Genomic DNA, 14,257 nt, shown 5'->3' on the forward strand with positions numbered 1-14,257 from the left:
AGGCTAAAGAGAAGGGCGGATCAGTTCGAGACTGAAGTGATGGCCGGCCAGATAATCGTCGATGCAGCGGATGATCAGCTCACTGCGCCAGTTGTCGCGCTGGGCGATTAATTCGCTGCGGGTCAACCACTTGGCGCCGACGATGCCATCGTCCAGTTGATAGTCCGGGTGGTGTTTCACCGCTTTGGCGCTGAAGCACACGCGCTGGTAAGTCACGCCGTTGCTCGGCGCGGTGTACAGATAAATGCCGATCACCCCGGTGGGTTCGACGTCCCAGCCGGTTTCTTCGAGGGTTTCGCGCACGGCAGCTTCGATCAGGGTTTCGTCCGGGTCGAGATGGCCGGCGGGCTGGTTGAGCACGTTACGCCCGGCCTTGTGCTCTTCGACCATCAGGAAACGGCCGTTGTCTTCGACGATGGTGGCGACAGTGATGTGGGGGAGCCATTCCATAAAACTTCCTCAATTCTGGGATTGAAATGCAATCCCCTGTAGGAGTGAGCCTGCTCGCGAAAGCGGTGGGTCAGTCAATGAAGATGCTGAATGATAAACCGCATTCGCGAGCAGGCTCGCTCCCACAGGGTGTGTGTGAGCGCTGAAAACACAAACCCCGGCGCAGGGCCGGGGTTTGTGATGTTCCCTTTACAACCTTAAACCAGCGCAGCAATCGCCGCGTTGAAGGTGGCGCTTGGGCGCATGGCCTTGCTGATCAGCTCGGCATCGGCGTGGTAGTAACCACCGATGTACACTGGCTTGCCCTGAACGGCGTTGAGCTCGGCAACGATGGTTGCCTCGTTCTCGGTCAGGGTTTTGGCCAGGGTCGCGAACTGCGCTTGCAGTGCAGTGTCTTCGGTCTGGGAGGCCAGGGCTTGAGCCCAGTACAGCGCCAGGTAGAAGTGGCTGCCGCGGTTGTCGATGTTGCCGACTTTGCGCGATGGCGACTTGTTGTTGTCGAGGAACTGGCCGGTGGCCTGATCCAGGGTTTTCGACAGAACCAGTGCTTTCGGGTTGTTGTAGTTCACACCCAGATGCTCGAGGGACGCTGCCAGCGCGAGGAATTCGCCCAGCGAGTCCCAGCGCAGGAAGTTCTCTTCAACCAGTTGCTGCACGTGCTTCGGAGCCGAACCGCCGGCGCCGGTTTCGAACAGACCACCGCCGTTCATCAGCGGCACGATCGACAGCATCTTGGCGCTGGTGCCCAGTTCCATGATCGGGAACAGGTCGGTCAGGTAGTCGCGCAGTACGTTGCCGGTCACCGAAATGGTGTCCTTGCCTTCGCGGGTGCGCTGCAGGGTGTACTTCATCGCGTCGACCGGCGCCATGATCTGGATGTCCAGACCGCTGGTGTCGTGATCCTTGAGGTAAGCCTGAACCTTCTCGATCACTACGCCGTCGTGGGCGCGCATCGGGTCCAGCCAGAAAATGGCCGGAGTGCTGCTGGCGCGAGCGCGGTTGACGGCCAGTTTGACCCAATCCTGGATCGGCGCGTCTTTGGTCTGGCACATGCGGAAGATGTCGCCGGCTTCAACAGTCTGTTCCATCAGCAGGTTGCCCTTGCTGTCGGTGACGCGAACCACGCCGTCAGCCTTGATCTGGAAGGTCTTGTCGTGCGAGCCGTACTCTTCGGCTTTCTTTGCCATCAGGCCAACGTTTGGCACGCTGCCCATGGTGGTCGGATCGAACGCGCCATTGGCTTTGCAATCTTCGATCACGGCCTGGTAGATGGTTGCGTAGCAACGATCCGGGATCACGGCCTTGGTGTCGTGCAGCTGGCCGTCGGTGCCCCACATCTTGCCGGAGTCACGGATCATTGCCGGCATCGAGGCGTCGACGATGACGTCGCTCGGCACGTGCAGGTTGGTGATGCCCTTGTCGGAGTTGACCATCGCCAGCGATGGACGCGCGGCGTAGACCGCTGCGATGTCCGCTTCGATCTGAGCTTGCTGCTCGGCCGGCAGGGCCTTGATGCGTGCGTACAGATCGCCGATGCCGTTGTTCAGGTTGAAGCCGATCTGGGCCAGCACGTCAGCGTGCTTGGTCAGCGCGTCTTTATAGAACTCGGCAACGATCTGGCCGAACATGATCGGGTCGGAGACCTTCATCATTGTCGCTTTCAGGTGCACCGACAACAGCACGCCTTGGGCCTTGGCGCTGTCGATTTCAGCAGCGATGAACGCACGCAGGGCGTTTTTGCTCATCACGGCGCAGTCGAGGATCTCGCCGGCCTGAACGCTGGTTTTTTCTTTCAGGACGGTCGCAGTGCCGTCTTTGGCGATCAGCTCGATTTTCACAGCGTCAGCGGCGTCGATCAGGGCAGCTTTTTCGCTGCCGTAGAAATCGCCGGTGCTCATGTGAGCCACGTGGGACTTGGAGTCTTTGGCCCAGGCGCCCATTTTGTGCGGGTGCTTGCGAGCGTAGTTTTTTACCGACAGCGGAGCGCGGCGGTCGGAGTTGCCTTCACGCAGAACCGGGTTCACGGCGCTGCCCTTGACCTTGTCGTAACGCGCCTTGGCTTCTTTTTCGGCGTCGTTGGTCACGGTTTCCGGGTAGTCCGGCAGGTTGTAACCCTGGGCTTGCAGCTCTTTGATCGCCGCTTGCAGTTGAGGCACCGAAGCACTGATGTTCGGCAGTTTGATGATGTTGGCTTCAGGCGTAACGGCCAGGTCGCCCAGTTCGGCGAGGTGGTCGGCTACGGCTTTGTCGCCCAGTTGCTCGGGGAAGCTGGCCAGGATGCGTGCTGCAAGAGAGATATCGCGGGTTTCCACGGCGATATCGGCCGAGGCGGTGTAAGCCTCGATGATCGGCAGCAGGGAATAGGTGGCGAGGGCTGGAGCTTCGTCGGTGAAGGTATAGATGATCTTCGAGCGGGTGGGCATATTCGGATTAACTCTCTCTTCTTTGCTAAAGCGTGCGCAGAAACTCGAGGGGCGCCGGGTAAGCGCGTTCGTTCAAAGTCATCCATGAACCGAATGTCGAGATTCTTCGCGGTGATGTTGGGTGCATCAGTAGAGCGTCAAGCAGTCGGACTGCGGTAACAACCCGACCAATCAGGCGGAAAGTCTCGTGCTAGAGAGGCCAGCCGTCGTGACCCTTTGGTCAGCGGGCGGCATTATACATAGGTAGCTGGCAATCTGCCGATGGTTCATATGCAACGATTCTCGTCCATTGGTCTAAAGGTCGCAGGGCGGGGTGGGGCGTAGAGTCGTCGGGAATGCTTGAGTTTGGCGCTTTTCCCTTTGCTTTCAGGCTTGTACGAAACCAGATGTGCCCGCGCCGTGAACAGAGGGTTTGCGTGTTGATTTAACTGGGTTACGCTCGAACCAAGCCAGATGTTCAATCCAAACAATGGAGTTCAGCATGGGTTACAAGAAGATTCAGGTTCCAGCCGTCGGCGACAAAATCACCGTCAATGCAGACCATTCTCTCAATGTTCCTGATAACCCGATCATCCCCTTCATCGAAGGTGACGGCATTGGCGTCGACGTCAGCCCAGTGATGATCAAAGTGGTTGATGCTGCCGTGGCCAAGGCCTACGGGGGCAAGCGCAAGATTTCCTGGATGGAGGTTTATGCTGGCGAAAAGGCTACCCAGGTCTATGACCAGGACACCTGGCTGCCCCAGGAAACCCTGGATGCCGTCAAAGATTACGTGGTTTCCATCAAGGGCCCGCTGACCACTCCGGTCGGTGGTGGCATCCGCTCCCTCAACGTAGCCCTGCGCCAGCAACTCGATCTGTATGTATGCTTGCGCCCGGTGGTGTGGTTCGAGGGTGTACCGAGCCCGGTGAAAAAGCCCGGCGACGTCGACATGGTGATCTTCCGCGAGAACTCCGAAGACATTTATGCCGGTATCGAATGGAAGGCCGGTTCCCCTGAGGCCACCAAGGTCATCAAGTTTCTGAAAGAAGAAATGGGCGTCACCAAGATCCGTTTCGACCAGGATTGCGGTATCGGCATCAAGCCTGTTTCCAAGGAAGGCACCAAGCGTCTGGTACGCAAGGCCCTGCAATACGTGGTGGACAACGATCGCAAGTCGCTGACCATCGTGCACAAGGGCAACATCATGAAGTTCACTGAAGGTGCCTTCAAGGACTGGGGTTACGAGGTGGCGAAGGAAGAATTCGGCGCCGAACTGCTCGATGGCGGTCCGTGGATGAAGTTCAAGAACCCGAAAACCGGCCGTGAAGTCATCGTCAAGGATGCCATCGCCGACGCCATGCTCCAGCAGATCCTGCTGCGCCCGGCCGAATACGATGTCATCGCCACACTGAACCTCAACGGCGACTACCTCTCCGACGCCCTGGCGGCTGAAGTGGGCGGTATCGGTATTGCGCCGGGTGCCAACCTGTCCGACACCGTGGCCATGTTCGAGGCGACCCACGGCACCGCGCCGAAGTACGCCGGCAAGGATCAGGTCAACCCGGGTTCGGTGATTCTGTCGGCCGAGATGATGTTGCGTCATCTGGGCTGGACCGAAGCGGCTGACCTCATCATCAAGGGCACTAACGGCGCCATCAAGGCCAAGACCGTGACCTATGACTTCGAGCGTCTGATGGACGGTGCCACGCTGGTGTCGTCTTCGGGCTTCGGTGAGGCGATCATCAAGCACATGTAAGCTGTGCAGGTACAAAAAAAACCGCCTTCGGGCGGTTTTTTCATGACCAGGTGACGGTTGAGTCAGCCCGGCACTTTTTCTGTATGAGGGGCATGCGTAGCCGCTTCGCTTGCCACGGCTGCCGCCGTGATCTTTACCGCATGCAGTCCCTTGGGGCCCTGGACGATGTCGAAGTTCACGATCTGTCCGGCCTTGAGGGTCTTATACCCGTCCATTTCAATGGCGGAATAGTGGGCAAAGAAATCAATGTCTTTGCCATCCTCGTCACGTCCTTCGCGGGCATCGGTATTGATGAAGCCGAATCCCTTGGCATTGTTGAACCACTTGACCTTGCCGACAGCCATGCTCAAATCCCTCTGCAACAGACTCCATCGCTGGAGTATCATCCAAGACATCCGCAATCTAATCCGTTAAAAGGATTGACTCCGCGGATCTTTTTTACCCACTGTGGGCTCTATTGGTTGTAACACCGTTTTCCCGATAGTCAAGGTGACCGGGCAGTCGGAGTTGAAAAGGTGCACAGCCGCCCCCACCACTGTATTTGCACAACTGACGAACCTTTCTTTCCATGCATGCAATCAGCCAGATTCGACTAACATTCAATCAGGATCGCCCGCTTCTCCAAAAGGATCATCCAGAGGAGCACGACGACGATTCGGCAGGCGTTGCTGTTCAGGAAGCAAAGCCTGCGTTACAGGCGCCGCCGATGTACAAGGTGGTTTTGTTCAATGATGACTACACACCGATGGATTTCGTCGTCGAAGTGCTCGAGGTGTTTTTTAACCTGAATCGCGAGCTGGCGACCAAGGTCATGCTGGCCGTTCACACAGAAGGACGGGCAGTATGTGGAGTGTTTACCCGCGACATCGCCGAGACAAAGGCCATGCAGGTCAACCAGTACGCCAGGGAAAGCCAGCATCCGCTACTCTGTGAAATCGAGAAGGACGGTTAATCGCCGACCACTTGGGTATGAGGTGAAGCTATGTTAAACCGCGAGCTCGAAGTCACCCTCAATCTTGCCTTCAAGGAGGCTCGTTCGAAGCGTCATGAATTCATGACCGTCGAACACCTGCTGCTGGCCCTATTGGACAATGAGGCTGCCGCCACCGTATTGCGTGCCTGCGGCGCAAACCTCGACAAACTCAAGCACGACCTGCAGGAGTTCATTGACTCCACCACGCCATTGATCCCCGTCCACGACGAGGATCGCGAAACCCAGCCAACTCTGGGCTTCCAGCGTGTACTGCAACGTGCTGTTTTTCACGTACAGAGCTCGGGCAAACGCGAAGTGACTGGCGCCAACGTGCTGGTTGCAATCTTCAGTGAGCAAGAGAGTCAGGCCGTGTTCCTGCTGAAACAGCAGAGCGTTGCGCGCATTGATGTCGTCAACTACATCGCTCATGGCATTTCCAAAGTGCCGGGGCATGGCGATCACTCTGAAGGTGAACAAGATATGCAGGACGACGAGGGCGGTGAGTCTTCTTCTTCAGGCAATCCTCTGGATGCTTATGCCAGCAACCTGAACGAACTCGCGCGCCAGGGTCGTATCGATCCGCTGGTCGGCCGCGAAATGGAAGTCGAGCGGGTCGCGCAGATTCTCGCGCGCCGGCGCAAGAACAATCCGTTGCTGGTGGGCGAGGCGGGCGTGGGTAAAACCGCGATTGCCGAAGGCCTGGCCAAGCGTATTGTCGACAACCAGGTGCCGGATCTGCTGGCCAACAGCGTTGTTTATTCGCTTGATCTCGGTGCTCTGCTCGCGGGTACCAAGTATCGCGGTGATTTCGAGAAGCGCTTCAAGGCGCTGCTCAATGAACTGAAAAAACGTCCGCAGGCGATCCTGTTCATCGACGAAATCCACACCATCATCGGTGCGGGTGCTGCGTCCGGTGGCGTAATGGATGCCTCGAACCTGCTCAAGCCGCTGCTCTCGTCTGGTGACATTCGTTGCATCGGTTCGACAACGTTCCAGGAATTCCGCGGCATCTTCGAGAAGGACCGTGCTCTGGCGCGGCGCTTCCAGAAGGTCGATGTCGTCGAGCCGTCGGTCGAAGACACCATCGGTATCCTGCGCGGCCTGAAAGGGCGTTTCGAGCAGCATCACAACATCGAGTACACCGATGAGTCGTTGCGTGCTGCCGCTGAGCTGGCGTCGCGCTACATCAATGACCGGCACATGCCGGACAAGGCCATCGACGTAATCGACGAGGCGGGCGCCTACCAGCGTCTGCAACCGGCCGACAAGCGTGTGAAGCGCATTGACGTGCCGCAGGTTGAAGACATCGTGGCGAAGATCGCGCGGATTCCGCCGAAACACGTCACCAGCTCCGACAAGGAACTGCTGCGCAACCTGGAGCGTGACCTGAAGCTGACGGTGTTTGGTCAGGATGCCGCGATCGATTCGCTGTCGACCGCGATCAAACTGTCCCGTGCTGGCCTCAAGTCGCCCGACAAGCCGGTTGGTTCGTTCCTGTTCGCCGGGCCTACCGGTGTCGGTAAAACCGAGGCTGCACGGCAACTGGCGAAGGCGTTGGGGATCGAACTGGTTCGCTTCGACATGTCCGAGTACATGGAACGTCACACCGTATCGCGTCTGATCGGTGCGCCTCCAGGCTATGTCGGGTTCGATCAGGGCGGTCTGTTGACCGAGGCGATCACCAAGCAGCCGCACTGCGTATTGCTGCTCGATGAAATCGAGAAGGCGCATCCGGAAGTCTTCAACCTGCTGCTGCAGGTGATGGACCACGGTACGCTCACCGACAACAACGGGCGCAAGGCGGACTTCCGCAATGTGATCATCATCATGACCACCAACGCCGGTGCCGAGACTGCAGCGCGTGCTTCGATCGGTTTCACCCATCAGGACCACTCGTCCGATGCGATGGAAGTGATCAAGAAGAGCTTTACGCCTGAATTCCGTAACCGTCTGGACACCATTATCCAGTTTGGTCGCCTCAGTCATGAGGTCATCAAAAGTGTGGTGGACAAGTTCCTTACCGAACTGCAGGCGCAGCTGGAAGACAAGCGTGTGTTGCTGGAGGTTACCGACGCGGCGCGCAGCTGGCTGGCGGCCGGTGGTTACGATTCGGCGATGGGCGCACGTCCGATGGCGCGTCTGATCCAGGACAAGATCAAGCGTCCGCTGGCGGAGGAGATTCTGTTTGGCGAGCTGGCCGAGCATGGCGGTGTGGTGCACATCGACATCAAGGATGGTGAGTTGACGTTTGACTTCGAGACCACGGCTGAGATGGCCTGACGGCTTGATGTTGATTGGGAAGGCGCCTTCGGGCGCCTTTTTTATTTTTTGGGGGTTTTGGGGTTTTTGGGTTTTGGGTGAATATCCGTTGCTGCGGTGATGGCTTATTACGGTTTCGCCCTTACGGCGACTCACTTTTTTTCAAACGCCAAAAAAAGTAAGCAAAAAACGCTTGCTCCTACGTGCGGCCCGCTCGCTGGGGCTCGGGGTTCCTTCGCTCCGGGATCGATCCGGGCGCAGCGCCTACGGTTTGCTTCGCTGCACCTCCTCTCGCTGTGTTTGGCTTCGCCAAACGGTCGCTGCGCTCCCACCCCCGGATCAATCCCTCCACTCAGCCTTCCGACGTCGCCTTACAGATCAAAAGCTGCAGCCGAGCTAACGCTCATCCTGTTGAGTGGTGAAAAGCGGACGCTGTTTGCTGTTGGTTTTCGTGGGCGCTGGCTTGCCAGCGATGGCGGCCTGCGAGCCGACCATCTCTGACTAATCGCGCCCAATCCAGCTGTGGGGGCGAGCTTGCTGGCGAAGACGGCTTGCCAGCCACCGAATTTTCACTGAACACACCCAGTCCCCATGTAGGAGCTGCCGAAGGCTGCGATCTTTTGATCTGCTTTGGCTTTTGATCTGTTGCTCAACCGTAGCGAGGGAGCACTGAGTCTCAGCGAAGTGCCGTGCGTCAGGGGCAAAGCCTTTTGGTGTTTTTTTGCTGGGCCGGCACTCCGGCGTTTGAAAAAGGGACCCGCAGCAGCGGATATACACACAAAACCATTAAAGTGCAGACACAAAAACGCCCGGCATAAACCGGGCGTTCTGTATTGACTTGATTAGCGAGCGCGGTAAGTGATGCGCCCTTTGCTCAAGTCATAGGGCGTCAGCTCGACGCGCACTTTGTCACCGGTAAGAATACGAATGTAGTTCTTGCGCATCTTGCCGGAAATATGCGCGGTTACGACGTGCCCATTTTCCAACTCCACACGAAACATGGTGTTGGGCAGGGTGTCGACGACAGTGCCTTCCATTTCGAAGCTGTCTTCTTTCGACATGCAGTAAAGCCCTCGGTATCCAATGAATGGCCCGGTGCAACTGCGCCAGGCAAAAGCGGCGTGCATTGTGCCCGAAAAAGGGGGTTCAAGCCAAGGGGTTTAGGGCTTGCGATTAGTTAAGGATTACCCAGCGCTGATTAATCAGCAATTCGATGGGGCGATATTGGGTCTTGTAGTTCATCTTTTTGCAGTTCTTGATCCAATAACCGAGATAGACCGCCTCCAGCCCCAGTCGCTGGCTTTCGCTGATTTGCCACAGGATTGCGAAACGACCCAGGCTGCGGCGCTCCTCGTCAGGTTCGTAAAAGGTGTAGACCGCCGACAGGCCGTTGGGCAGCAGATCGGTCACCGCGACGGCGAGTAACCGTCCGTCGAGACGAAACTCATAGAAGCGCGAGAAGGGCAGGTCGCGCACCAGAAAGGTCGAGAATTGATCGCGGCTTGGCGGGTACATGTCGCCGTCGGCATGCCGCTGCTCGATGTAACGCTGATACAGCTCGAAATATTCTTCGCTGAAATGCGGTTTTACCGGACGCACCTGCAGATCGGCATTGCGTTTGAAAATGCGTTTCTGCTGGCGGTTGGGGTTGAACTGCGCCACCGGGATGCGCGCAGGCACGCACGCATTGCAATTCTGGCAATGGGGGCGATACAGATGATCGCCGCTGCGACGAAAGCCCATTTCCGACAGGTCTGCGTAGACATGCACATCCATGGGCTGACTCGGGTCGAGAAACAGCGTCGTCGCCTGTTCCTCGGGCAGATAACTGCAGGAATGGGGTTGAGTGGCATAGAACTTCAAGCGCGCCAACTCGGTCATGATCAACCCTCGGGATAAGCTGGTGAATTAAGTGTAAGCCACGCGCGCAAAAGTCGCTCAGCAAACCCAGGTGGCACGACTGGGTTGATCCAGGTGGCGGGCCAGATAATCAGCGAATTCGCGGCGGGGGATCGCGCGGGCGCCCAGGCTGTGCAGATGATCGGTCGGCATCTGGCAGTCAATCAGGACGAATCCGGCGTCTTTCAGATGCTGTACCAGCGTGGCAAAACCATATTTGGAGGCGTTGTCGGCACGGCTGAACATCGATTCACCGAAAAACAGCTGCCCCATCGCCAGGCCGTACAGGCCGCCCACGAGTTGGCCCTGGTCCCAGACCTCGACCGAGTGGGCGAAGCCGCGGCGGTGCAGTTCCAGGTAGGCGTCCTGCATGGCTTCGGTGATCCAGGTGCCGTCGGCGTAATCCCGGGGCGCGGCGCAGGCGCGAATGACCGCGTCGAAATCCTGATCGAAGGTCACCTGATAGCGTTCCTTGCGCAGCAGTTTGCCGAGGCTGCGCGAGACATGCAGTTCGTCGGGAAACAGCACGGTGCGCGGGTCCGGCGACCACCAGAGGATCGGCTGGCCTTCGGAAAACCACGGAAAACAGCCGTGACGGTAGGCCTGCACCAGGCGATCGGCAGACAGGTCGCCACCGGCAGCCAGCAATCCATTGGGATCGCGCATGGCCTTTTCCAGAGGCGGGAAGGTCAGGGAATTGCGTTGTAACCAAGTCAGCATGGCGTCCAGGCTTGCAGAAGGGGAGGGCGGTGCGGGCGTGAGGCCCGCGATAAAGTGTGCCGTTAAATGACAGGAATGTCGTCCAGATACTTCTCCGCGTCCAGTGCTGCCATGCAGCCGGCCCCGGCCGAGGTCACGGCCTGGCGGTAAACGTGGTCCGCCACATCGCCGGCCGCGAAGACGCCGGGGATCTCGGTGGCGGTGGCGTCGCCGTCACTGCCGCCCTTGACCCGCAAGTAGCCGTCACGCATCGGCAACTGGCCCTGGAACAGATCGGTATTGGGTTTGTGGCCAATGGCGATGAACACGCCGGCCAGTGCCAGTTCGCTGGTTTGCCCGGTGTGGCTGTCGCGCAGACGTGCGCCGGTGACGCCGCTGGCGTCGCCCAGCACTTCGTCGAGATTCTGGTTCCAGTGCAGGCGGACATTGCCATTGGCGGCTTTTTCGAACAGTTTGTCCTGGAGGATTTTCTCCGAGCGCAGTTTGTCGCGGCGGTGAATCAGGTGCACTTCCCTGGCGATGTTCGACAGGTACAGTGCTTCCTCGACCGCGGTGTTGCCGCCGCCCACCACCGCGACCACCTGATTGCGGTAGAAAAAGCCATCACAGGTCGCGCAGGCTGAAACGCCTTTGCCGGCGAAGGCTTCCTCCGAAGGCAGGCCCAGGTACTGCGCCGAGGCGCCGGTGGCGATGATCAGTGCGTCGCAGGTGTAAGTGCCGCTGTCACCGATGAGCTCGAACGGGCGCTGCTGCAACTTGGCGGTGTGGATGTGGTCGTAAACGATCTCGGTGGCAAAGCGTTCGGCGTGTTTCTGCATGCGTTCCATCAGCACCGGGCCAGTGAGGCCTTCGACGTCGCCGGGCCAGTTGTCGACTTCGACGGTCGTGGTCAGTTGGCCGCCGGCCTGCAGGCCGGTAATGACCACCGGTTTGAGGTTGGCGCGGGCGGCGTATACGGCAGCGCTGTAACCGGCAGGGCCGGAGCCGAGAATGATCAGGCGTGAATGCTTCGCTGCGTTCATCAAATACACCTCATAAGCCTTTGTCACAAAAGACAATGCATGCTCAAATTGAACCGCAGGATTTGTGGTATTGGTTATGCTCAGCTATGGGGTTTGAAGCATGGCATCAGCCGCACAAACCCGTACAATGCCGGGCTGTTACAGAATATTTGCCGAGCGCTGTGTTTATAGCTGTGTTTATAAAAGCTGCGGCACAGTGTTAAAAGTAGTCTCAGTTGCGCCGGTTCACTTTTTTACCTGCCTGGATTGGGCAGTTTTTTATCGTCATTCAATAGATGGACGCGCCCCGGGCGCAGGAAAAGAAGCGTTTTGAAGAAATCCACCGCAGCACCAAAAACAGTCGTTCCGCTCTGGCGCCAGCAATTGCACTACCGGCTCAAGGAAGGTGCATTGATCGCCATCGGTGCCTTGTGCCTGTTCCTGATGATGGCCTTGCTGACCTACGGCAAGGACGATCCGGGCTGGAGCCACAACAGCAAGATCGACGACGTGCAGAACTTCGGCGGCCCGGCCGGTTCTTACAGCGCCGACATCCTGTTCATGGTGCTGGGTTACTTCGCGTACATCTTCCCGCTGCTGCTGGCGATCAAGGCGTATCAGATTTTCCGCCAACGCCACGAACCCTGGCAGTGGAGCGGCTGGCTGTTCTCCTGGCGCCTGATCGGTCTGGTGTTCCTGGTGCTGTCCGGTGCTGCGCTGGCGCATATCCATTTCCACGCTGCCACCGGTCTGCCGGCCGGCGCGGGCGGGGCACTGGGCGAAAGCCTTGGCGATCTGGCGCGTAACGCCTTGAATATCCAGGGCAGCACGCTGCTGTTCATCGCGCTGTTCCTGTTCGGCCTGACGGTGTTCACTGACCTGTCCTGGTTCAAGGTGATGGATGTCACCGGCAAGATCACCCTCGACCTGTTCGAGCTGTTTCAGGGTGCACTCAATCGCTGGTGGTCGGCCCGCACCGAGCGCAAGCAACTGGTCGCACAACTGCGTGAAGTCGATGACCGCGTCCATGACGTGGTCGCGCCGACCGTCACCGACAAGCGCGAGCAGGCCAAGGTCAAGGAACGTCTGATCGAACGCGAGCAGGCCCTGAGCAAGCACATGTCCGATCGCGAGAAGCAGGTGCCACCGGTCATCGCCCCGGCGCCGGTCAAGGCGCCCGAGCCAAGCAAGCGCGTGCAGAAAGAGAAACAGGTGCCGTTGTTCGTCGACAGCGCCGTGGAAGGCACCTTGCCGCCGATCTCGATCCTCGATCCTGCGGAAAAGAAACAACTCAATTATTCGCCTGAATCCCTGGCAGCAGTCGGCCACCTGCTGGAAATCAAGCTCAAGGAATTCGGCGTCGAGGTCACTGTGGACTCGATCCACCCGGGCCCGGTGATTACCCGTTATGAAATCCAGCCGGCTGCCGGCGTCAAGGTCAGCCGCATCGCCAACCTGGCAAAAGACCTCGCACGTTCGCTGGCGGTGACCAGTGTGCGCGTGGTCGAGGTGATTCCGGGCAAGACCACGGTCGGTATCGAAATTCCCAACGAAGACCGGCAGATCGTGCGTTTCTCCGAAGTCCTGTCTACCCCCGAGTACGACAACTTCAAGTCGCCGGTCACCCTGGCCCTGGGCCACGACATCGGCGGCAAGCCGGTCATCACTGACCTGGCGAAGATGCCGCACCTGCTGGTGGCCGGTACCACCGGTTCCGGTAAGTCGGTGGGTGTGAACGCGATGATCCTGTCGATCCTGTTCAAGTCCGGGCCCGAAGACGCCAAGCTGATCATGATCGACCCGAAAATGTTGGAATTGTCGATCTACGAAGGCATTCCGCACCTGCTGTGCCCGGTGGTGACCGACATGAAGGACGCCGCCAACGCGCTGCGCTGGAGCGTCGCTGAGATGGAGCGCCGCTACAAACTGATGGCGAAGATGGGCGTGCGTAACCTGTCCGGCTTCAACGCCAAGGTCAAGGAAGCCCAGGACGCCGGGGAGCCGTTGAGCGATCCGCTGTACAAGCGCGAAAGCATTCACGACGAAGCGCCGCTGCTGCAGAAGCTGCCGACCATCGTTGTGGTTGTGGACGAATTCGCCGACATGATGATGATCGTCGGCAAGAAAGTCGAAGAGCTCATCGCTCGTATCGCGCAGAAGGCACGTGCTGCCGGCATCCACTTGATCCTCGCGACCCAGCGGCCGTCGGTGGACGTGATCACCGGTCTGATCAAGGCCAACATTCCGACCCGCATGGCGTTCCAGGTGTCGAGCAAGATCGACTCGCGGACCATCATCGACCAGGGCGGCGCCGAGCAACTGCTCGGTCACGGTGACATGCTCTACATGCCGCCGGGCACCAGCCTGCCGATCCGCGTTCACGGCGCGTTCGTTTCCGACGATGAGGTCCACCGTGTGGTGGAAGCGTGGAAACTGCGTGGCGCACCGGAATACAACGACGACATCCTCAACGGTGTCGAAGAGGCGGGCAGCGGCTTTGAAGGCAGCAGCGGTGGCGGCGACGGCGATGATCCGGAGACCGACGCGCTGTATGACGAAGCCGTGCAGTTTGTGCTGGAAAGCCGCCGGGCGTCGATTTCTGCGGTACAGCGCAAGCTGAAGATCGGTTACAACCGTGCTGCGCGGATGATTGAGGCCATGGAAATGGCCGGCGTCGTCACCTCAATGAACACCAACGGTTCGCGTGAAGTCCTGGCCCCGGGCCCGGTTCGCGACTGATTTCAAAAGCAAGAGGCGGGACAATGATGTGCCGCCGCTCTCCCCACGAGTATTC

General features: G+C 58.7%; 11 protein-coding genes. 4 read left to right on the forward strand and 7 right to left on the reverse strand.

Annotated features, from left to right (window positions below; translation table 11 throughout):
* Positions 1-3: 3 nt before the first annotated feature.
* Together HBN98_RS14805 and HBN98_RS14810 are read right to left on the reverse strand one after the other, a co-directional pair.
* Positions 4-450 (reverse strand): NUDIX hydrolase, encoded by a 447-nt coding sequence (locus HBN98_RS14805; protein ID WP_064587004.1) that lies wholly within the window; start codon positions 448-450, stop codon positions 4-6.
* 197 nt (positions 451-647) lie between these two features.
* Positions 648-2,873 carry an NADP-dependent isocitrate dehydrogenase gene (locus tag HBN98_RS14810; protein WP_083366302.1) on the reverse strand — a complete coding sequence of 742 codons (2,226 nt, stop codon included), beginning with the start codon at positions 2,871-2,873 and terminating at the stop codon, positions 648-650.
* Positions 2,874-3,354: 481 nt separating this feature from the next.
* Between HBN98_RS14810 and icd the strand changes: the two genes are divergently transcribed.
* Positions 3,355-4,611, forward strand: a complete 1,257-nt coding sequence (gene icd, locus HBN98_RS14815) for an NADP-dependent isocitrate dehydrogenase (RefSeq protein WP_047601677.1) — start codon at positions 3,355-3,357, stop codon at positions 4,609-4,611.
* Positions 4,612-4,673: 62 nt separating this feature from the next.
* Here the strand turns inward: icd and HBN98_RS14820 are convergent, their stop codons facing one another.
* Complete coding sequence (locus HBN98_RS14820) at positions 4,674-4,955, reverse strand: cold shock domain-containing protein (RefSeq protein ID WP_064589976.1); 282 nt, start codon at positions 4,953-4,955, stop codon at positions 4,674-4,676.
* Positions 4,956-5,179: 224 nt separating this feature from the next.
* On the opposite strand from HBN98_RS14820, the gene clpS reads away from it, so the two are divergent.
* A complete protein-coding gene (gene clpS, locus HBN98_RS14825; protein ID WP_027614670.1) occupies positions 5,180-5,563 on the forward strand; it encodes an ATP-dependent Clp protease adapter ClpS in 384 nt (127 codons plus the stop codon).
* Between the two features lie 30 nt (positions 5,564-5,593).
* Positions 5,594-7,864 carry an ATP-dependent Clp protease ATP-binding subunit ClpA gene (gene clpA, locus HBN98_RS14830; RefSeq protein ID WP_064587006.1) on the forward strand — a complete coding sequence of 757 codons (2,271 nt, stop codon included), beginning with the start codon at positions 5,594-5,596 and terminating at the stop codon, positions 7,862-7,864.
* Between the two features lie 821 nt (positions 7,865-8,685).
* Here clpA and infA read toward each other — a convergent pair.
* The 4 genes from infA to trxB all read right to left on the reverse strand — a co-directional run bounded on the left by infA (position 8,686) and on the right by trxB (position 11,484).
* Positions 8,686-8,904 carry a translation initiation factor IF-1 gene (infA, locus tag HBN98_RS14835; protein WP_002553999.1) on the reverse strand — a complete coding sequence of 73 codons (219 nt, stop codon included), beginning with the start codon at positions 8,902-8,904 and terminating at the stop codon, positions 8,686-8,688.
* Positions 8,905-9,016: 112 nt separating this feature from the next.
* Complete coding sequence (locus HBN98_RS14840) at positions 9,017-9,724, reverse strand: arginyltransferase (protein WP_083366301.1); 708 nt, start codon at positions 9,722-9,724, stop codon at positions 9,017-9,019.
* A gap of 57 nt (positions 9,725-9,781) precedes the next feature.
* Positions 9,782-10,462 (reverse strand): leucyl/phenylalanyl-tRNA--protein transferase, encoded by a 681-nt coding sequence (gene aat, locus HBN98_RS14845; protein WP_083366300.1) that lies wholly within the window; start codon positions 10,460-10,462, stop codon positions 9,782-9,784.
* Positions 10,463-10,524: 62 nt separating this feature from the next.
* On the reverse strand, positions 10,525-11,484 hold the full coding sequence (gene trxB / locus HBN98_RS14850) for a thioredoxin-disulfide reductase (RefSeq protein WP_083366299.1): 960 nt from the start codon (positions 11,482-11,484) through the stop codon (positions 10,525-10,527).
* A gap of 309 nt (positions 11,485-11,793) precedes the next feature.
* On the opposite strand from trxB, the gene HBN98_RS14855 reads away from it, so the two are divergent.
* On the forward strand, positions 11,794-14,202 hold the full coding sequence (locus tag HBN98_RS14855; RefSeq protein WP_083366298.1) for a DNA translocase FtsK: 2,409 nt from the start codon (positions 11,794-11,796) through the stop codon (positions 14,200-14,202).
* The last annotated feature ends 55 nt before the right edge of the window (positions 14,203-14,257 follow it).

The organism is Pseudomonas koreensis (assembly GCF_012986595.1).
GTDB classification, from domain to species: Bacteria; Pseudomonadota; Gammaproteobacteria; order Pseudomonadales; family Pseudomonadaceae; genus Aquipseudomonas; species Aquipseudomonas koreensis.